At 61.7% G+C, this 19009-nt stretch carries 16 protein-coding genes and 1 riboswitch; of the genes, 11 read left to right on the top strand and 5 right to left on the bottom strand.

The genetic code is table 11. The features are described from left to right. Positions 1-4 precede the first annotated feature (4 nt). The 3 genes from IFT99_RS23035 to IFT99_RS23025 form a co-directional block, all read right to left on the bottom strand. Positions 5-814, bottom strand: a complete 810-nt coding sequence (locus IFT99_RS23035) for an aldo/keto reductase (RefSeq protein WP_065987837.1) — start codon at positions 812-814, stop codon at positions 5-7. Next, positions 811-1986 carry an NAD(P)/FAD-dependent oxidoreductase gene (locus IFT99_RS23030; RefSeq protein ID WP_192135377.1) on the bottom strand — a complete coding sequence of 392 codons (1176 nt, stop codon included), beginning with the start codon at positions 1984-1986 and terminating at the stop codon, positions 811-813. Before IFT99_RS23030 ends, IFT99_RS23035 begins: the two co-directional genes overlap by 4 nt. A gap of 63 nt (positions 1987-2049) precedes the next feature. Further along, complete coding sequence (locus IFT99_RS23025; protein ID WP_065987835.1) at positions 2050-2382, bottom strand: DMT family transporter; 333 nt, start codon at positions 2380-2382, stop codon at positions 2050-2052. A 163-nt stretch (positions 2383-2545) separates the two neighbouring features. Here IFT99_RS23025 and waaA point away from each other — a divergent pair, with 163 nt between their 5' ends. After that, positions 2546-3820, top strand: a complete 1275-nt coding sequence (waaA, locus tag IFT99_RS23020; RefSeq protein WP_192135375.1) for a lipid IV(A) 3-deoxy-D-manno-octulosonic acid transferase — start codon at positions 2546-2548, stop codon at positions 3818-3820. Positions 3821-4194: 374 nt separating this feature from the next. On the opposite strand, the gene IFT99_RS23015 is transcribed toward waaA, so the two are convergent. Next, positions 4195-5634, bottom strand: a complete 1440-nt coding sequence (locus IFT99_RS23015) for a TolC family outer membrane protein (RefSeq protein WP_122625610.1) — start codon at positions 5632-5634, stop codon at positions 4195-4197. A 182-nt stretch (positions 5635-5816) separates the two neighbouring features. Further along, positions 5817-5921, top strand: a riboswitch (TPP riboswitch). Positions 5922-6092: 171 nt separating this feature from the next. Between IFT99_RS23015 and thiC the strand changes: the two genes are divergently transcribed. Together thiC and cytX are read left to right on the top strand one after the other, a co-directional pair. After that, entirely contained in the window at positions 6093-7994 is a 1902-nt protein-coding gene (gene thiC / locus IFT99_RS23010; protein ID WP_192135373.1) for a phosphomethylpyrimidine synthase ThiC, read from the top strand. Between the two features lie 159 nt (positions 7995-8153). Continuing rightward, entirely contained in the window at positions 8154-9443 is a 1290-nt protein-coding gene (cytX, locus tag IFT99_RS23005; RefSeq protein ID WP_192135371.1) for a putative hydroxymethylpyrimidine transporter CytX, read from the top strand. On the opposite strand, the gene IFT99_RS23000 is transcribed toward cytX, so the two are convergent. Next, positions 9412-10158 carry an RsiV family protein gene (locus IFT99_RS23000; protein WP_192135369.1) on the bottom strand — a complete coding sequence of 249 codons (747 nt, stop codon included), beginning with the start codon at positions 10156-10158 and terminating at the stop codon, positions 9412-9414. The genes cytX and IFT99_RS23000 overlap by 32 nt on opposite strands. 219 nt (positions 10159-10377) lie before the next feature. Between IFT99_RS23000 and IFT99_RS22995 the strand changes: the two genes are divergently transcribed. The 8 genes from IFT99_RS22995 to parC all read left to right on the top strand — a co-directional run bounded on the left by IFT99_RS22995 (position 10378) and on the right by parC (position 18911). Continuing rightward, positions 10378-10995: an NUDIX domain-containing protein gene (locus IFT99_RS22995; protein WP_065987827.1), complete on the top strand. Its 618-nt coding sequence runs from the start codon at positions 10378-10380 to the stop codon at positions 10993-10995. Continuing rightward, on the top strand, positions 10986-11438 hold the full coding sequence (locus IFT99_RS22990) for a DUF1249 domain-containing protein (RefSeq protein ID WP_065987826.1): 453 nt from the start codon (positions 10986-10988) through the stop codon (positions 11436-11438). The genes IFT99_RS22995 and IFT99_RS22990 overlap by 10 nt, the downstream gene beginning before the upstream one ends. 121 nt (positions 11439-11559) lie before the next feature. Further along, positions 11560-12369, top strand: coding sequence for a 3',5'-cyclic-AMP phosphodiesterase (gene cpdA, locus IFT99_RS22985; protein WP_065987825.1), 810 nt, complete (start codon positions 11560-11562; stop codon positions 12367-12369). A gap of 143 nt (positions 12370-12512) precedes the next feature. Further along, a complete protein-coding gene (locus IFT99_RS22980) occupies positions 12513-13130 on the top strand; it encodes a YqiA/YcfP family alpha/beta fold hydrolase (RefSeq protein WP_296310618.1) in 618 nt (205 codons plus the stop codon). Between the two features lie 103 nt (positions 13131-13233). Then, positions 13234-15138: a DNA topoisomerase IV subunit B gene (parE, locus tag IFT99_RS22975; protein WP_192135367.1), complete on the top strand. Its 1905-nt coding sequence runs from the start codon at positions 13234-13236 to the stop codon at positions 15136-15138. Next, on the top strand, positions 15138-16115 hold the full coding sequence (locus IFT99_RS22970) for an esterase-like activity of phytase family protein (RefSeq protein ID WP_192135365.1): 978 nt from the start codon (positions 15138-15140) through the stop codon (positions 16113-16115). Before parE ends, IFT99_RS22970 begins: the two co-directional genes overlap by 1 nt. A 35-nt stretch (positions 16116-16150) precedes the next feature. After that, positions 16151-16633 (top strand): retropepsin-like aspartic protease family protein, encoded by a 483-nt coding sequence (locus IFT99_RS22965; RefSeq protein ID WP_192135363.1) that lies wholly within the window; start codon positions 16151-16153, stop codon positions 16631-16633. Positions 16634-16643: 10 nt separating this feature from the next. After that, positions 16644-18911, top strand: a complete 2268-nt coding sequence (parC, locus tag IFT99_RS22960; protein WP_192135361.1) for a DNA topoisomerase IV subunit A — start codon at positions 16644-16646, stop codon at positions 18909-18911. Positions 18912-19009: the final 98 nt, after the last annotated feature.

The raw sequence follows: 19009 nt of genomic DNA, 5'->3' as shown, positions 1-19009 counted from the left end.
CGTCTCAGGGCTGACGACGGATCACGGCAGCGGCGGTTGCCACGTTATGGGCCAGATGCAGCGGGTTGATGGTGCCGACGATAGCACCGGTGACGCCGGGATGTTCAAACAGCAACTCGAAACTGGCACGCACAGGATCGACACCGGGGCTCAGGCAAACGTGCCCGCTGGCCAGTGCTTTTTTGACCAGCACCCCTTTGCCGTGTGCAGCAGCGTAGTCGAGGACCGGCTGTTCGCCCTGTTCGTTGAGGTTGTACGTGACCATCGCGCAGTCGCCGCCCTGCAAGGCCAGCAACCCGCCTTCGACGGTCTTGCCGGAGAAGCCGAAGCCGCGAATCTTGCCTTCGCGCTTGAGCTCGGCCAGTGTCTGATACACGGCGCATTCGTTGAGCACGTGCAGGTCGTTCCCGTCGGAATGCACCAGCACCAGATCGATGAAATCCGTTTCCAGGCGCTGCAGGCTGCGTTCCACCGACAGCCGCGTATGTTCGGCGCTGAAATCGTGCCGAGACTGGCCGGCTTCAAATTCCTCACCCACCTTGCTGACGATCACCCAGTCCTGGCGTTGCCCGCGCAGCAGCGGGCCGAGGCGCTCTTCGCTGCGACCGTAGGCCGGGGCGGTGTCGATCAGGTTGATGCCCAGATCCCGCGCCAGCTTCAGCAGCATCTGCGCTTCGCCGTCGTCGGGAATCGTGAAGCCATTGGGGTATTTGACGCCCTGATCGCGGCCCAGCTTCACCGTGCCCAGCCCCAGGGGGGAAACGTTGATGCCGAGGGTGCCGAGCGGTCGATGCAGATCGTGCAGGGTCTTCATGGCAGCAGTTGATCCCAGACAGGCATGGCGAGGGGCGGCTTGGGGAAGTCGGTGTGCGGCGGTTGTGGGGTGGGGTGAATGTCATCCCGGGACAACGAGGCCAGTACGCGATCGGCGAAGTCGGGAGCCAGCGCCAGCTTGGTCGGCCAGCCAACCAGCAAGCGGCCTTGCACGTCGAGAAAGGCGTTGTCGGGGCGAACCAGACCGCTTTGCTGCGGCTCTGCGCGGTCCACGCGCAGGGTGGCGAACTGCGCCTGACTGAGGTCGACCCACGGCAGCAGATTCCCGAGTTCTTTTTTTGCGGCGGCGATCTGCTCGGCGGGGTTGCGGGCAACGCCTTCGGCCTCGGCAATGTCGCCGCCCAGGTACCAGACCCACTGACCGTCGGCCGCCGGATGCGTCGTCACCGTGATCCTTGGTTTCGGCCCGCCACCCAGGCAATGGGCGTACAGCGGTTTAAGCGTCGGGCCCTTGACCAGCACCATATGCAGCGGCCGGCGTTGCATGGCCGGCTGGCTCACGTTCAGCGCCTTGAGCAGATCAGCCATGCCTTCACCGGCGCTGAGCACCACCCGCTGGGCGTGGATGTCGCGGCCGTCGACGCGCAGTCCGACCAGTTCGCTATCAACCCGCAGCGGCTCGATGTCCTGACCCGCCAGCAGGCTGTCGCCCGCCAGATCCGTCAGTTTTTTTACCAGGCTGGGGATGTCGATGACCAGCTCGGCCAGGCGGTACACCTTGCCTTTGAAGCGCGGATCCTGAAGCGCAGGCGGCAGGTCGCTGCCCTTGACCTGATCGACGCGCCCGCGCACGGCCTTGCTGGCGAAGAAACTGGTGAGATTGCCGGCGATGGTGCCGGGCGACCACAGGTAGTGGGCTTCCGACAGCAGGCGCACGCCCGACAGGTTCAGCTCGCCTTTGCCCTCCAGCGCTTCGCGCCAGCGGCGGGGCATGTCGGCGATCGCTTCGGAAGCGCCGGACAGCGCGCCGTGCAGGGCGTATTTGGCGCCGCCGTGAATGATCCCCTGGGATTTGAATGTCTGGCCGCCACCCAGGCTGGCCTTTTCCACCACCACCGTTGAAAAGCCCTGATGCCGCAGTCGCGCGTTGAGCCAGAGACCGGCAACGCCCGCGCCGACAATCAGGACGTCAGTGGAAATAGCAGATGACATGGGCACCTCAAATGGCGAAACGAATGCCGGCATTATAGGGGAAGGCTGTTTTCAGTAACCCCCTTAATGACCGGCCGTCTTCGAGAACAGCTGGATGACCACAACGCCTGCGACGATCAGACCCATGCCGGCGATGGCAGGCAGATCCAGTTTCTGCCCATAAATAAACAGCGCGGCGATGCTGACCATGACGATGCCCATGCCCGCCCAGACGGCGTATGCCACGCCAACCGGGATGGTGCGCACCACCAGCGTGAGCATCCAGAACGCAATGCCGTAACCGACGATCACCAGCAGCAGCGGGATCGGCGTGCTCAGGCCTTTGACGGCTTTCATGGACACGGTGCCGATGACCTCGGCACAGATGGCGATGGCCAGCAGGTAGTACGCAGGCATGGTGTCACTCCTTTTCGATGGCCGTCATTAAAGCGGCTTACCCGGCACCGAACAACCGGGCGTTTTGGGGGAGGCGCGGTGGTCTCAGGTGGACTGTGCCGGGCAAGATATGTGCGAAGCTCGATGGAAATCTGACAGCAATTGGCTGATAAACTCCGCGCCCATGAATAGAACCCTCTACAGCATCCTGTTTCACCTCGGCCTCCCATTGATCGCCCTGCGCCTGTGGCTGCGCTCGCGCAAAGCTCCGGCCTACGCGCGACGGGTCGGTGAGCGCTTCGCCCTGGGGCTGCCTGCCATGCAGCGTGGCGGGATATGGGTGCATGCGGTGTCGGTGGGCGAGAGCATTGCCGCTGCGCCGATGATTCGCGCGTTGCTGGCTCGCTATCCGCAATTGCCCATCACCATCACCTGCATGACGCCGACCGGCTCGGAGCGCATTCAGTCGCTGTTTGCCCACGAGCCGCGCGTCCAGCATTGCTATCTACCCTATGACTTTCCGTGGGCCGCCGGGCGCTTTCTCGATCACATCCAGCCGAAGATCGGCGTGATCATGGAAACCGAGCTGTGGCCCAATCACATTCATCAGTGTGCGAAGCGCGGCATTCCGACGGTGCTGGCGAATGCGCGGTTGTCAGAGCGCTCCGCCCGTGGCTACGGACGCTTCGCCGGGCTGACTCGGCCGATGCTCGCCGAGATGAGCCTGTTTGCCGTACAGACCGAAACCGAGGCCCAGCGTTTTCGTGACCTGGGCGCTCGGCCCGAATGCGTCACGGTGACAGGCTCGATCAAGTTTGACCTGACCATCGATCCGCAATTGCTCGAGCGCGCCGTTCAGCAGCGTCAGCAATGGCAGACCTTCCAGCGTCCGGTCTGGATTGCCGCCAGTACCCATGCGGGCGAAGACGAGGTGGTGTTGGCGGCCCATCGCACGTTGATGGAAACCCATGCCGATGCGCTGTTGATCCTTGTGCCCCGTCACCCCGAGCGGTTCAACAGCGTGTTTGAGCTGAGCCAGCAGCAGGGGTTCGCCAGCGTTCGTCGGTCTACGGCCGAGGCGGTGACGCCGGAAACGTCGGTTCTGGTGGGCGACACCATGGGCGAGTTGCTGTTTCTGTATGCGGTGGCGGACATCGCCTTCGTCGGCGGCAGCCTCGTGCCCAACGGCGGCCATAACCTGCTGGAACCTGCGGCGCTGGATAAACCCGTTCTAAGCGGCCCGCACCTGTTCAACTTCCTCGAAATCGCCGCGATGTTGCGTAACGCCGGCGCGTTGGAAGAGGTCAGTGACTCGCCCGCACTGGCCGTAGCGGTGAGGGGCTTGATCGACCAGCCCGAGAAAGCAAAGGCAATGGCCGATGCCGGATTGGCCGTGATGAAGGCCAATCAAGGTGCGTTGCAGAGGTTGCTGGATGGGATTGGGCGGTTGTTGAACTGATTGCGCCTGAAATGCCGCCTTCGTGAGCAAGGTGGAGCGCCACCCCGGTCACTCCCACAGGTGCGCTAGTTACCGCACGGCATCGGAGTGTCAGGGCGCCACCAATCCGACTAGTAAAGCTGGCCAACTCCGCAGCTCTGCCTGCTGACTGAGTACCTGTGGGACCGACCGGGGTGGCGCTCCACCTTGCTCGGGAAGAGGCAGGTACATCCGCCAAATCTTCAGCGGCTGGAATATCGTCTTCGTGAGCAAGCTCACTCCCACAAGTACGTCATTCACCACGCTACTGCGCGGTTTCAGGGCACAGCTCACTGACTACGAATCAAGCGCAGTAATTCCCCTTTCAATGCATTACATCCTTTCAGTGAATCCGCTCACCGCTCCGTCGGCCGCTCAAAATTCTTCGCCGCTTCTTTCGCCAGATCCGGCGGCAGGAAGTCTTTGTCGGGGTTGTAGTCGGCTTTCAGGAAGCGCGACAGATCCTGCAAATCCCCAGGGCTCAGCGTGCCGGCGGCTTGTTTCAGGCGCAGGTTGTCGAGGATGTAGTCGTAACGGGTGTTGTTGTAGTCGCGCACCGACGCGTACAGCTGGCGCTGTGCATCGAGCACGTCGACGATGTTGCGGGTCCCCACCTGATAACCGATTTCCGTCGCTTCCAACGCGCTCTGGTTGGAGATGATCGACTGTTTGCGCGCCTGCACCTGCTCGACATCAGTGTTCACCGCGCGGTGCAGGTTGCGGGTATTTTCCACCACCTGACGGCGCAGGCCTTCACGTTGCTGCTCGCTTTGACCAAGACGGGCATAAGCTTCGCGGACCTGGGAACTGGTCAGCCCGCCGCTGTAAATCGGGATGTTCACCTGCAGGCCGATGGTGCGTTGCTCGACGCTGCCGTGGAAACTCTGGCCGGTGTAGTTGGGGTTGGTGAAACCCAGCGGATCGTTGTCGCCTTTCTCGTACTGCGCCACCGCATCGACGGTGGGTGCGTGGCCTGCCTTGCGCTGACGCAGGGTTTCTTCCGCGGCGCTGACGGCGTAGTTGCTGGCCAGCAAATTCAGGTTCTGCTGGGTTGCGGTGTCGACCCAGGCTTTCGCGTCGTTGGGTGTAGGCGCTAGCACCGGCAGGGTGTGCACGATGCCTTCGATGGAGTTGTAATCGCGGTTGGTCAGGGTGATCAGCGCCTGAAAGGCGTCATCGACCTGGCGTTTGGCGACGATCCGCGCAGCGCGGGCGGTGTCGTAGCTGGCTTGCGCCTGAAGCACATCGGTCTTGTCCGACAGGCCGACATCGAAGCGTTCATTGGCCTGATCAAGCTGGCGCTTGAAAGCCGCTTCCTCTGCCTTGGTCGAGGCCAGATTGTCCTGTGCGCGGAGCACGGCGAAGTAGTCTTCGGCACTTTGCAGAATCAGATTCTGCTCGGTGGCCGAGAGCTGCAGAATGGCCTGCTCGTTGACGTCCTTCGCGGCTTTGAGCTGGAACCAGCGGTCAGCGCGGAAGATCGGCTGACTCAACGTCGCGCGATAGACTGTGCCGCTGCGGCTGATAACGGCCGAGGGCTGGTCGATCGATGTGCGGGTGTCATTGATGTCGGCGCCACCGGAGATGTTCGGCAGCAGGCCAGCGCGTGCCTGAGGCACGATTTCCTTCTGCGCGTCATAGCTGGCGCGGGCTGCCGCCAGGTCGGCGTTATTGTTGACCGCTTCCTGATACACACTGACCAAACCGGTCCTAGTGGGCAGCGGCATGTCTGCTGCCCCGGCCATCGCACTCGAAGCACACGACACGGCAATGGCCAGTGAAAGTTTGCGCAGCATAGACATTCCCTAGTAATTCAAACGGTATGAAGACGGTGACGTTGCGTCCGATCCAGATGGCTTTGGCGACGCGTAGCGAGTGTAGTTCCAGAGGGTAGGGACAACAATCGGGCAAATCAGCCATTTAACGCGCGTTTGAATTTGACGCTTGGCGTTGGGCCTGCGCCGCGACTAGACTGACGCCGTTCTTGTCGGGGTGCCTTGATATGAGGCTGAGATCGGATAATCCGGATCCCGTTGAACCTGATCAGGTTAACGCCTGCGTAGGGAACAAGATTTCTCGTCTCCGGGCGAGTCCTCTTGAGTGTCGTCCGGGGTCGTCTTTGTTCAAAATCTGAACAGTCCGTGCCTCTTCGATTCTCAGCATCCATGCCGTCTCAGGGTGCATCCGTCCGTATTCATCAGGCTCAAGCTCCGACAATTCATTCCGCTGCTGGATGATGTCTGGAGAGCCCGTGATGAGTACAACACTAAAAAACGCCAATCTGAGTGAATCCGCCCAAGTCGATTCGGGGTCGGTTCAACCGTTTACCCGCTCGCAGAAAATCTATGTTCAGGGCTCGCGTCCTGACATCCGTGTGCCCATGCGTGAGATCAGCCTGGACGTCACGCCTACAGGGTTCTCTGGAACAAACAGCGGCGGCGAGTTCAACGCACCGGTCTGCGTGTACGACACCTCCGGCCCGTACACCGACCCGAACGTCATCATCGACGTGCGCAAAGGCCTGGCCGACGTGCGTTCGGCATGGATCGAGTCCCGCGCCGACACCGAGCGTCTGGCAGGTCTGACCTCCAACTTCGGCCAGCAGCGTCTGGCCGATGCCGAGCTGACCAGGCTGCGTTTCGCCCACGTGCGCAATCCGCGTCGGGCAAAGGCAGGCGCCAATGTCAGCCAGATGCACTACGCGCGTCAGGGCATCATCACTGCCGAGATGGAATACGTCGCCATCCGCGAAAACATGAAGCTGCAGGAAGCCCGCGCCGCCGGCCTGCTCACCCAGCAGCACCCAGGCCAGAGCTTCGGTGCGAGCATTCCGAAAGAGATCACCCCCGAGTTCGTGCGCGAGGAAATCGCCCGCGGTCGCGCGATCATTCCGGCCAACATCAACCACGTTGAGCTGGAACCGATGATCATCGGGCGCAACTTTCTGGTGAAGATCAACGGCAACATCGGCAACAGCGCGCTGGGCTCGTCCATCGAAGAGGAAGTGGCGAAACTGACTTGGGGGATTCGCTGGGGGTCGGACACTGTCATGGACCTGTCCACCGGCAAGCATATTCATGAAACCCGCGAGTGGATCATTCGCAATTCGCCCGTGCCCATCGGCACCGTGCCGATTTATCAGGCGCTGGAAAAAGTCGGTGGCGCCGCCGAAGACCTGACCTGGGAGCTGTTCCGCGACACGCTGATCGAGCAGGCGGAGCAGGGCGTGGACTATTTCACTATTCACGCCGGTGTACTGCTGCGCTACGTGCCGCTGACCGCCAAGCGCGTGACCGGGATCGTCAGCCGTGGTGGTTCGATCATGGCCAAATGGTGCCTGGCCCATCACCAGGAAAACTTCCTCTACACCCACTTCGACGACATCTGCGAAATCATGAAGGCCTACGACGTCAGCTTCTCCCTGGGAGACGGCTTGCGCCCGGGCTCCATTGCCGATGCCAACGACGAAGCGCAGTTCGGTGAGTTGGAGACCCTTGGCGAGCTGACCAAGATCGCCTGGAAGCACGACGTGCAATGCATGATCGAGGGGCCGGGCCACGTGCCGATGCAGTTGATCAAGGAGAACATGGACAAGCAGCTGGAGTGCTGCGACGAGGCGCCGTTCTACACCCTCGGCCCACTGACCACCGACATTGCACCGGGCTACGACCACATCACGTCGGGCATCGGCGCGGCCATGATCGGCTGGTTCGGCTGCGCGATGCTCTGTTACGTCACGCCCAAGGAACACTTGGGATTGCCGAACAAGGACGACGTGAAGACCGGGATCATTACCTACAAGATCGCCGCCCATGCCGCGGATCTTGCGAAGGGGCATCCCGGTGCGCAGATTCGTGACAATGCGCTGAGCAAGGCGCGGTTTGAATTCCGCTGGGAAGACCAGTTCAACCTCGGGCTGGACCCGGACACCGCCCGTGCGTATCACGACGAGACGCTGCCGAAAGACTCGGCGAAGGTCGCGCATTTCTGCTCCATGTGCGGGCCGAAATTCTGCTCGATGAAGATCACCCAGGAAGTGCGCGAGTACGCCGCCAACCAGAAGATCAGCGCGGTGGACGTGTCGGTGGACGAAGGCATGCGCGAGCAGGCGGCGCGGTTCAGGCAGGAAGGCAGTCAGCTTTATAAAAAGGTTTGATCTGCATGCGCTTAGTCAGCGCCGCGTGATCGTTCCCACGCTCCGCGTGGTAATGCCGCCTCTGACGCTCTGCGTCATTCAGGACGCAGAGCGTCCCGGTAGGCGTGCCCACGCAGAGCGTGGGAACGATCAACTATTAGTTTCTTCGGGACAACAAACGTGAACACACCCGGCACCTATTCCCCCGACGCCCCCGTACCCGCCGCCAAGCGGGTTTTTGGCGGACGCGATCTATTCTCTCTGTGGTTTTCCCTCGGCATCGGCCTCATGGTCCTGCAAACCGGCGCGTTACTGGCGTCGGGGCTGGGCATGTCCGGCTCGGTGCTGGCGATTCTCCTCGGCACGCTGGTCGGCGTCTTGCTGCTCGCTGCTGTTGGCGTCGTTGGCAGTGACACCGGGCTGTCGTCGATGGCGGCGCTCAAGCTCAGCCTGGGCAGCAAGGGAGCAGGCGTTCCGGCGATTCTCAATCTGCTGCAACTGGTGGGCTGGGGCTCGTTTGAAATCATCGTCATGCGCGACGCCGCCAGCCTGCTGGGCGCGGGCGCTTTCTCCGAAGGGAGCCTCTGGGCGAGTCCGATGCTCTGGACCTTCGTGTTCGGCGCCCTCGCGACCTTGCTCGCCGTGAGCGGTCCGTTGGCCTTCGTCCGGCAGATCCTGCGCAAATGGGGCATCTGGCTGCTCTTGGCCGCATGCGCCTGGCTGACCTTCAATCTGTTAAGCAAGGCTGACCTGACGGTTCTGTGGTCGCGCGCGGGTGACGGCTCGATGCCGTTTGCCGTAGGCTTCGACATTGCCATCGCCATGCCGCTGTCGTGGCTGCCGCTGATTGCGGACTACTCACGGTTCGGCAAGCGCGCCACCGGTGTGTTCGGTGGCACAGCGCTGGGCTTCTTCATCGGCAATTTCTGGCTGATGTCCCTTGGCGTGGCGTACACCTTGGCCTTCGCGCCAAGTGGTGAAGCCAACGCGCTGCTGCTGGCGCTGGCGGGCGCGGGGATGGGCATTCCGTTGCTGCTTATCCTGCTGGATGAGTCGGAAAACGCGTTCGCCGACATTCACAGCGCCGCGGTATCGAGCGGGATTCTGCTCAAGGCCAAAGTCGAACACCTGTCGCTGGCGATCGGCATCATCTGCACACTGATCGCCTGCTTTGCGCCACTCGCCCAATACCAGAACTTCCTGCTGATGATCGCTTCGGTGTTCGCGCCACTGTTCGGCGTGGTACTGGTGGATCACTTCATCCTGCGCCGCCGCCGTCACGGCATCGCGACGACGGGCCTGCGCTGGATGACGTTAATCGCGTGGATCGGCGGGATCGGCACCTATCATCTGCTGGCGAATCTGTATCCGGACATCGGCGCGACGCTGCCCGCGCTCGTTGTCGCCGGCATGCTGCAGCTGGTACTTAGTAAAGCGATCAGCTCCGGCCAGGAAACAGCTCAGGCTTGATGATGCCGTTCAGCTGCGGGTACGGAATCTTCAGCTCGATGTGGCCCATGGCGTAGGGGGCGATGGTTGTCACCGGGTACTTGAGGATCACCGCACCGTACGTCAGAGCAATGTTGGAAGTTTGCTTGAATGCCCACATGTTCTGGAACTCGGTGTCCTTGTCCAGCTTGCTGCTGATCAGCCAGGCCTGATGAGCGAGGCGGGCCTTGTCCCAGAAGGCAGCTTCCTGACCCGGCACCAGCATGTCCGCGAGTGTCAGCACGCGGTGCTGCTGGCGAGAATAGTTGATGAACGCGCGCCCCGGGTTGCCCTGGCCGCTGCCGGAATCGACGTAGCTGGACAGCTCCACGACCACGATTCCGTCATGCTGCTCACGTACCTTGGCTTGCAGGTAGCTGCTGTTGCGCGCCGGCGCGCGGCTCAGGTATTGCTCCTGATACGCCTTCAGCGTTGGCGGCACCGGACCATCGCTGTCGCTGCGGGTCAGTTGCAGCAGCGTGCGCTGGACGATCTCGTCAAGTTTCGGCTCATCGGGGAAATGCACGGTGTCGATGTTCACCAGCGGGCAATCATCGGTGGTGCAGCCGGGCTTCATCAGCTCGGAGGCGTCACGCTGAACGGTCAGCGGACTGCGCAGATTGGGTTGGAACAGGCTTTGGCAGGCGCCCAAAATCAGGGCCACGCAGGCCAGTGAAATGATCTTCAGAAAAGACATGTTGATCCTTGGCATCGGCATAAGGGGGCGTCACGTGGTAGGTAACGGCAAGGTCCTTCGACTGTGGGTGGCGCAATCAGTTCGCCATCGGGCGGATTAGAGTGCTTTCGCCGGCAGTCGTCTACCCCGGTGACCGGTTTTGCGAATTCAAAGGGCTGCATCCCGCACCACAGCGCGTTAGGATGGGCCCGGACACAGTGCTCAAGCAGTGAGAAATGTATGACGGATAGCAACAGATCGACACCGACAAAGCACGAAATTACACACCGTGAGACCTGCTTCAAAGGGTTTTACCAGCTCGACCGTCTTCAGTTGCGCCACGAATTGTTCGCGGGCGGCATGGGCCCGGAAATCAAACGTGAGTTGTTCGTTCGCCACGATGCAGTGTGCGTGCTGCCCTACGACGCCAAACGCGATGAAGTCGTGCTCATCGAGCAGTTCCGCGTCGGCGTCATTGGCAAGCATGAGAACCCCTGGCTGATCGAAATGGTCGCCGGCCTGATCGATAAAAAAGAGGAGCCTGAAGAGGTTGCTCACCGCGAGGCACAAGAGGAAGCTGGGCTGACGTTCAACGCCCTTTGGCCGATCACCAAATACTTTCCATCGCCGGGCGGCAGCAACGAGTTCGTGCATCTGTACCTGGGCAAATGCGACAGCGAGGGGGCAGGTGGGCTGCACGGGCTGGTAGAAGAGGCCGAAGACATCCGGGTTTCGGTCTGGTCATTCGACGACGCGATGCAAGCCGTCAGGGACGGGCGCATCGTCAACGCCGCAACTATTATTGCAATGCAATGGCTGGCGCTTAACCGCGCCGAAGTAAGGGGGCTATGGTCGTGAATCTTCTGCGCGAGCGCTATCGTGTTGACCTCGCCGGGCTGCAAGCCGCCTGCGAGGCGAACTACGCGCGCTTGATGCGTTTGCTGCCCGATATGCGCAATCAACAGCGCTCACGCCGGGTCGCCGTGACCCAGGGCGATCAAATGCTGGGCGTGCTGGCGGTCGAGGTCATCCTCGATTGCCCGTACACCACCACGCTCCAAGTCCGTCAGGAACACAGCCTGCCGTGGTTGCCGGTGCCCGTCCTCGAAGTGCAGGTCTACCACGACGCGCGCATGGCCGAAGTCATCGGCGCCGAGCACGCGCGTCGTTTCCAGGGTATCTATCCCTATCCCAATGCCGACATGCACCAGCCTGACGAAAAGGCCCAGCTCAACGTGTTTCTGGGTGAATGGCTGAGCCATTGCCTGGCGTGCGGGCATGAGTTTGAGGCGGTACGCTGAGACGGCGCGACTTATCGGCTGGACCTTCTGCACGCAGATGAGAACCAGGCCCTCTTTCCAGGTTTGCCGCCGCACCGATCTCACACCATAATCCGGCCACATCCGCTTAAGGAGATGGCCATTGTCGAGCCCATCCTCTCATTCCTCATCCGTGCTGGTCGTCCAATTGACCGACAGCCATCTGTTCGCCGAAGCGGACGGCACGCTGCTGGGCATGCCCACGCGCGCCAGTCTCGATGCGGTGGTCGAGCGTGTCCTCATCGAGCAGCCGGCGATCGATCTGGTACTGGCGACGGGGGACTTGTCTCAGGACGGCACGGTTGAGTCGTATCAGGCATTCCGCGAGGCAAGTGAGCGCCTGAATGCGCCCGTGCGCTGGATTCCGGGGAATCACGACGAGCTGAGGGAGATGGCGATTGCCGCGCAGAACAGCGACTTTCTCGAACCGGTCGTCGACGTCGGCAGCTGGCGGGTCACGATGCTGGATTCTGCTGTTTCCGGGTCCGTCCCCGGTTATTTGCAAGACGGCCAGCTTCAGTTGCTCGCCCAGGCCTTGAGCGAGGCGCCGGAGCGGCATCATCTGGTGTGCCTGCATCATCATCCACTGCCCATCGGGGCGGCATGGATGGAACCCATCGGTTTGCGCAATCCCGAGGCGCTTTTTTCGGTCCTGGATCGATTTCCTCAGGTGCGTGCGGTGCTGTGGGGTCATGTGCATCAGGAATTCGATCAGCTTCGTGACGGCGTGCGGCTAATGGCTTCGCCATCGACCTGCATTCAATTCGCGCCGAACAGCGTGGATTTCGGTCTTGATGACCTTGCGCCCGGCTATCGCTGGCTGCGCCTGCACGACGATGGGCGGGTCGAAACCGGTGTTTCGCGTATCGAGCCCGACCTGTTCGACGTCGACATCAACGGCGCGGGCTACTGAAAGACATTTCCTCAATTTGCCGCGATTCGTCAACAGGTGAGTCATCGCGCAGTTGACCCTGTAAACTGCGTGGCTTTGCCTTGATGGGCGGCGACAGGCCAGCCCGTCCGGGATGTATCGATTGCCGTGTGGGAGGCAACTGCGTGAACCAGGATCAATCGACGCTTCTTTATATTCACGGCCTGAACAGCTCGGCCAGGTCGCAGAAAGCCACACAGCTGACGACGCTGATGGCGCGTCTGGGTCTGAGCGATTACGTGCGCGTGCCCGAACTGCATCATCATCCGCGTCAGGCGCTGATGCAGTTGGAGGCCGCAATCGAGGAGCTCGGTCGGCCGCTGCTGGTCGGCAGCTCGCTCGGCGGCTACTATGCGACTCACTTGGCTGAGCGCCACGGCCTCAAGGCTGTGCTGATCAACCCGGCGGTCAATCCGCATCAGCTCTTCGATGGTTTTCTCGGCACCCAACAAAACCTTTATACCGGCGAGAGCTGGGAGCTGACGCACGACCACGTGAAGGCGCTGGCCGAGCTGGAAGTGCCTGCTCCGCAGGACCCGCAGCGTATTCAGGTGTGGCTGCAGACGGGCGACGAGACGCTGGATTACCGCCGCGCCCAAAGTTTCTATCGGGCTTGTGCATTGCGCATCGAAGCGGGTGGCGACCATGGGTTTCAGGGTTTCGCTGCAAAGATGCCAGCGCTGTTGAGCTTCGCCGGGTTCGCTCCAGCGCTGCTGCAGGGCGTCGATCTGAGCGGGCTCTGACCTGAGCCGTCGCTGCGACACACGTGTAGAACAGTCTTGTAAAAACATTCTTGTAAAACAGTAGCACTCCGAAATTTCATGAACGACTTGATGACGAGACCCCATGGCCAATCCCAGCGCTAGCTCTTATAACGCAGACGCCATCGAAGTCCTCTCGGGCCTCGACCCGGTCCGCAAACGGCCGGGCATGTACACCGACACCTCACGCCCCAACCACCTGGCGCAGGAAGTCATCGACAACAGCGTCGACGAAGCGCTGGCAGGCCACGCCCGGTCCGTGCAGGTCATTCTGCACGCCGACAATTCGCTGGAAGTCTCCGACGATGGTCGCGGCATGCCCGTGGACATCCACCCCGAAGAAGGCGTGTCGGGCGTCGAGCTGATCCTCACCAAGCTCCACGCCGGCGGCAAGTTCTCCAACAAGAACTACCAGTTCTCCGGCGGCCTGCACGGCGTCGGGATTTCCGTGGTCAACGCGCTCTCGACCGAGGTACGGGTACGGGTCAAGCGCGATGGCAACGAACACGAAATGACCTTTGCCGATGGCTATAAAGCCAGCGAACTGGCGGTGATTGGCACCGTTGGCAAGCGAAATACCGGCACCAGCGTGTATTTCGCGCCGGACCCCAAATACTTCGACACCCCGAAATTTTCTGTCAGCCGCCTCAAGCACGTGCTCAAGGCCAAGGCCGTTCTGTGCCCGGGCCTGCTGGTCAGCTTCGAGGACAAAGGCACTGGCGAGAAGGTCGAGTGGCATTACGAGGATGGGCTGCGCTCGTACCTGCAGGATTCGGTGTCCGACTTTCTGCGCCTGCCCGACGAGCCGTTCTGCGGCGCATTCGCAGGCAATAAAGAGGCTGTCGACTGGGCGCTGCTGTGGTTGCCCGAGGGCGGCGACAGCGTTCAGGAGAGTTACGTCAACCTGATTCCGACGGCTCAGGGCGGCACCCACGTTAACGGCCTGCGGCAGGGCCTGCTGGACGCGATGCGTGACTTCTGCGAGTTCCGTAATCTGCTGCCCCGCGGCGTGAAGCTGGCACCCGAAGACGTCTGGGAGCGCATCGCTTTCGTGCTGTCGATGAAGATGCAAGAGCCGCAATTCTCCGGCCAGACCAAAGAGCGGCTGTCGTCCCGTGAGGCGGCGGCGTTTGTTGCCGGTGTGGTCAAGGATGCTTTCAGCCTGTGGCTCAATGCGCACCCGGAAATGGGAATGCAGCTGGCCGAACTGGCGATCAACAATGCCGGTCGTCGTCTCAAAGCGAGCAAGAAGGTCGAGCGCAAACGCATCACCTCAGGCCCTGCACTGCCGGGCAAACTGGCCGATTGCGCGGGGCAGGATCCGATGCGCTCCGAGCTGTTTCTGGTCGAGGGTGACTCCGCCGGCGGCTCCGCCAAACAGGCCCGGGACAAGGAATTTCAGGCCATCCTGCCGTTGCGCGGGAAGATCCTGAACACTTGGGAAGTCGACGGCGGCGAAGTGCTCGCCAGCCAGGAAGTGCACAACATTGCCGTGGCGATCGGGGTTGATCCGGGCGCTGCGGACATGAGCCAGCTGCGCTACGGCAAAATCTGCATCCTCGCCGACGCCGACTCCGACGGCCTGCACATCGCCACGCTGCTGTGCGCCTTGTTCGTCCAGCATTTCCGCCCGCTGGTGGATGCAGGTCACGTCTACGTCGCCATGCCGCCGCTGTACCGTATCGACTTGGGTAAAGACATTTATTACGCCCTGGACGAAGCCGAGCGCGACGGCATTCTCGACCGGCTCGTGGCTGAGAAGAAACGCGGCAAGCCGCAGGTCACCCGATTCAAAGGCCTGGGTGAAATGAACCCGCCGCAGCTGCGCGAAACCACCATGGACCCGAATACCCGCCGACTGGTGCAGCTGACCCTGGATGACTTTGAGGCGACGTCGGAAATGATGGACATGCTGCTGGCCAAGAAACGCGCAGGCGACCGCAAGAGCTGGCTCGAATCCAAAGGCAATCTGGCCGAGGTGCTGGTCTGATGCGGGGCTGGTTTGCAGCGCTGTTATTGATCGCCACGCCCGTTTTCGCCGCGCCATTGCCCGAGCTCAAGCTGCTGTCAGAGCATCCGGTGGACGACATGATCGGCGGCAACCTGTCCGGGCTCGCGTCCTGCAACGGCGTGCTGTGGACCGTTTCGGACCGCGACGACACCCTGCTTTACAGCCTTGACACCTCGGCAACGGTCTGGAAAGCCAAGGCCCAGACGCTGGAAATCCCACCGATTCCGGACAGCGGGCTGTCTGCGACCCTGCGTGGCATGGCCAAGGCTTCGGCGCTGATCCGTGGCGGCGACCTGGATTTTGAAGGCGTGAGTTGCGACGCAGCGGGCAACCGTTACCTCGTCAGTGAAGCCTACGCCGCCGTGCTGAAAGTGCCGGTTGACGGTGCGCCGGTCTGGCTGGAGCTGCCCAGGAAGGTCGTCGAAGAAGCGCAGTCGGCCGGGATGCTGCAGCATTTCAACGCCATATTCGAAGGGATCGCGGTCAATCCGGCAGGCGATCAACTATGGCTCGCCGCCGAGCGTGACAAGCGCGGCCTGTTGACCGCAAAGCTCGGCAAGGACGGCTGGGCCTGTGACGCCAGCTGCATTCTGCGAGTCGAGTCCGGCAACGATATTTTGCCGCCCGAGCTGGGTGGCAAGGCCGTCTCCAAGGACTTTTCCGACGTCTCGCTGTACAAGGGCAAGCTGTTCACCCTGGAGCGCGCGGCTTACCGAATCTGCCGTCGGACCTTGACGACAGGTCAGTTGGAAACGTGCTGGTCGTTCGCCAAAGAGGCGCTCCAGCCCAACCGGCTGTATGACCAGAAATACGGCCTGACCGAAGCGCTGATCGTCGACGAAAAAGGCGCTTGGGTCGGCACCGACAACAACTTCGGTGTCCGCGCCGATGGCGAAAAACGTCCCGTCGTCTGGCGCTTTGCCGCGCCCGAGGGTGGCTGGAGCGGCAAGCCTTGACCCCGTCACCCCCCGGCAAACGCGCCGGGCGGCTGATGCTGATCATCGCCTGGGCGGCGGCGCTGTTTCTGGCGACTCGGTTTTTTGGCGAGTGGGAGCAGCGTCAGGAAAATCCGAATACCATCGTCGCCTCCGAGCATGGAGACGGCTATGTCGAGGTGAAGCTGGTGGGCAATCGTGACGGCCATTTTGTCATGACCGGGCAGATCAATACTCGTTCCGTGCAGTTCATGCTCGACACCGGCGCAACCAATGTCGCCGTGCCGGAGAACGTCGCGCAGGCGCTGCGCCTCGAGCGGGGCGAGCGCGTGCAGGTGAGTACGGCCAACGGACGCACCGACGCGTTCCGGACCACGCTGCAACGGTTACAGATTGGCGACATCGTCCTGAACAACGTGCGCGCCCTGGTGGTGCCCGGTCTGGACGGTGAACAGGTGCTGCTGGGCATGAGCGCCGTGAAACAACTCGAATTCACACAGCGCGGCGGCACATTGCTGCTGCGCCAGACGACAAAATGATGAGGCCCGCATGAGCGACTCCCTTGACCTCAGCCTGGATGGCGTAGAACGCCGATCGCTGGCTGACTTCACCGAACAGGCCTATCTCAACTATTCCATGTACGTGATCATGGACCGGGCGCTGCCGCACATCGGCGACGGCCTGAAGCCTGTGCAGCGACGCATCGTCTACGCGATGAGCGAGCTGGGCCTGGACGCTGACGCCAAGCACAAAAAATCGGCGCGTACCGTCGGTGACGTGCTCGGCAAGTTTCACCCCCACGGCGACTCGGCCTGCTACGAAGCCATGGTGCTGATGGCGCAACCCTTCAGCTATCGCTACACACTCGTCGACGGCCAGGGTAACTGGGGTGCGCCGGACGATCCCAAGTCGTTCGCCGCCATGCGCTACACCGAAGCGCGTCTGTCCCGTTACTCCGAAGTGCTGCTCAGTGAATTGGGCCAGGGCACGGCGGATTGGGGACCGAATTTCGACGGCACCCTCGACGAGCCGCTGGTGTTGCCAGCGCGTTTGCCGAACATTCTGCTCAACGGCACCACCGGCATCGCTGTCGGCATGGCCACCGACGTACCGCCGCACAACCTGCGGGAGGTCGCGACAGCCTGCGTGCGGTTGCTCGATGAGCCGAAAGCCACGGTCGAACAGCTCTGTGAGCACATTCAGGGCCCGGACTACCCGACCGAAGCGGAAATCATCACGCCCCGCGCCGACCTGCTGAAAATGTACGAAACCGGCAAGGGCTCGGTGCGTATGCGCGCCGTGTACCACATCGAAGACGGCGACATCATCGTTACCGCGCTGCCGCATCAGGTGTCCGGTGCCAAGGTGCTGGAGCAGATCGCGGCGATGATGCAGGCCAAACCGTCCAAAGCGCCGCAGATCGCTGACCTGCGTGACGAATCCGACCACGAAAACCCGTGCCGGATCGTGATCATCCCGGGCGCCCGCAAGAACTTCGACCACGATGCGCTGATGCAGCACCTGTTCGCGACCACCGAGCTGGAGTCTAGCTACAGGGTCAACATCAACATCATTGGCCTGGACGGCAAGCCGCAGCTGAAAAACCTGCGCGCATTGCTGGTCGAGTGGTTGGAGTTCCGGTTACAGACCGTGCGTCGTCGCCTGCAATTCCGCCTCGACAAGGTTGAGCGTCGCTTGCACCTGTTGGATGGTTTGTTGATCGCTTACCTCAATCTGGATGAAGTGATTCACATCATCCGCACCGAGGAGCACCCGAAAGCCGCGCTGATCGCGCGTTTCGCCCTGAGCGAAATCCAGGCCGATTACATTCTCGACACCCGTTTGCGTCAGTTGGCGCGACTGGAAGAAATGAAGTTGCGTGCCGAGCAGGATGAATTGCTCAAGGAACAAGCCAAGCTGAAAGCCCTGTTGGGCAGCGAGGCCAGGCTGAAGAAACTGGTACGCACCGAGCTGATCAAGGATGCCCAAACCTATGGCGACGACCGTCGTTCGCCTATCGTCGAGCGCACCGAAGCCAAAGCCCTGACCGAACACGATCTGCTGCCGAACGAGAAAGTGACGGTCGTGTTGTCGGAAAAAGGCTGGGTTCGTTCCGCCAAAGGTCATGAAATCGATGCCACCGGGCTCTCTTATAAGGCCGGGGATGGCTTCAAGGCCCTGGCGCCGGGTCGTTCCAACCAGTTTGCGGTGTTTATCGACTCCACGGGTCGCAGTTATTCGGTGCCGTCGCACACCTTGCCATCGGCCCGTGGGCAAGGCGAACCGCTGACCGGGCGTCTGACGCCGCCGCCCGGTGCGACATTCGAATGCGTGCTGTTACCCGAGGATGACGCGCTGTACGTGGTTGCGTCCGATGCCGGCTACGGTTTCGTGGTCAAGGGTGAAGACCTGCAGGCCAAGAACAAAGCAGGCAAGGCGCTGTTGAGCTTGCCGGCCGGGGCCAAGGTGATCCTGCCGCGTCCGGTGCCGGATCGTGAGCACAACTGGCTCGCCGCCGTGACCACCGAAGGTCGCTTGCTGGTGTTCAAAATCAGCGATCTGCCGCAACTGGGCAAGGGCAAAGGCAACAAGATCATTGGCATTCCGGGCGAGCGCGTTGCCAGTCGGGAAGAGTTTGTGACCGACCTAGCCGTCGTCCCGGACGGCGCCACGCTGGTGCTGCAGGCGGGCAAGCGCAATCTGTCGCTCAAGCCCGACGATCTGGAGCACTACAAAGGCGAACGCGGACGACGGGGCAACAAGCTGCCGCGGGGATTCCAGCGCGTCGATGCGCTATTGGTGGAAACCGCTGACTAAGGCGGTTGGTTCGGCGGTCGCTCTTCGTTTCGTCACGAGAGCGACGCAGAATCGCTGGAGTCAACGCGCATATTCACGGATGATATGACGTCCTCCGG

This window comes from Pseudomonas sp. CFBP 8772, assembly GCF_014841665.1.
Lineage (GTDB): Bacteria > Pseudomonadota > Gammaproteobacteria > Pseudomonadales > Pseudomonadaceae > Aquipseudomonas > Aquipseudomonas graminis_B.
The sequence above is the reverse complement of the archived record's forward strand: the minus strand, read 5'-3'. Positions and strand labels throughout refer to the sequence as shown.

Excerpts from the sequence above, each read along its gene's own strand:
- IFT99_RS23035 (WP_065987837.1), bottom strand. The coding sequence starts at position 814 with ATGAAGACCCTGCACGATCTGCATCGACCGCTCGGCACCCTCGGCATC.
- IFT99_RS23030 (WP_192135377.1), bottom strand. The coding sequence starts at position 1,986 with ATGTCATCTGCTATTTCCACTGACGTCCTGATTGTCGGCGCGGGCGTT.
- IFT99_RS23025 (WP_065987835.1), bottom strand. The coding sequence starts at position 2,382 with ATGCCTGCGTACTACCTGCTGGCCATCGCCATCTGTGCCGAGGTCATC.
- waaA (WP_192135375.1), top strand. The coding sequence starts at position 2,546 with ATGAATAGAACCCTCTACAGCATCCTGTTTCACCTCGGCCTCCCATTG.
- IFT99_RS23015 (WP_122625610.1), bottom strand. The coding sequence starts at position 5,634 with ATGCTGCGCAAACTTTCACTGGCCATTGCCGTGTCGTGTGCTTCGAGT.
- thiC (WP_192135373.1), top strand. The coding sequence starts at position 6,093 with ATGAGTACAACACTAAAAAACGCCAATCTGAGTGAATCCGCCCAAGTC.
- IFT99_RS23000 (WP_192135369.1), bottom strand. The coding sequence starts at position 10,158 with ATGTCTTTTCTGAAGATCATTTCACTGGCCTGCGTGGCCCTGATTTTG.
- IFT99_RS22995 (WP_065987827.1), top strand. The coding sequence starts at position 10,378 with ATGACGGATAGCAACAGATCGACACCGACAAAGCACGAAATTACACAC.
- IFT99_RS22990 (WP_065987826.1), top strand. The coding sequence starts at position 10,986 with ATGGTCGTGAATCTTCTGCGCGAGCGCTATCGTGTTGACCTCGCCGGG.
- parE (WP_192135367.1), top strand. The coding sequence starts at position 13,234 with ATGGCCAATCCCAGCGCTAGCTCTTATAACGCAGACGCCATCGAAGTC.
- IFT99_RS22970 (WP_192135365.1), top strand. The coding sequence starts at position 15,138 with ATGCGGGGCTGGTTTGCAGCGCTGTTATTGATCGCCACGCCCGTTTTC.
- IFT99_RS22965 (WP_192135363.1), top strand. The coding sequence starts at position 16,151 with ATGCTGATCATCGCCTGGGCGGCGGCGCTGTTTCTGGCGACTCGGTTT.
- parC (WP_192135361.1), top strand. The coding sequence starts at position 16,644 with ATGAGCGACTCCCTTGACCTCAGCCTGGATGGCGTAGAACGCCGATCG.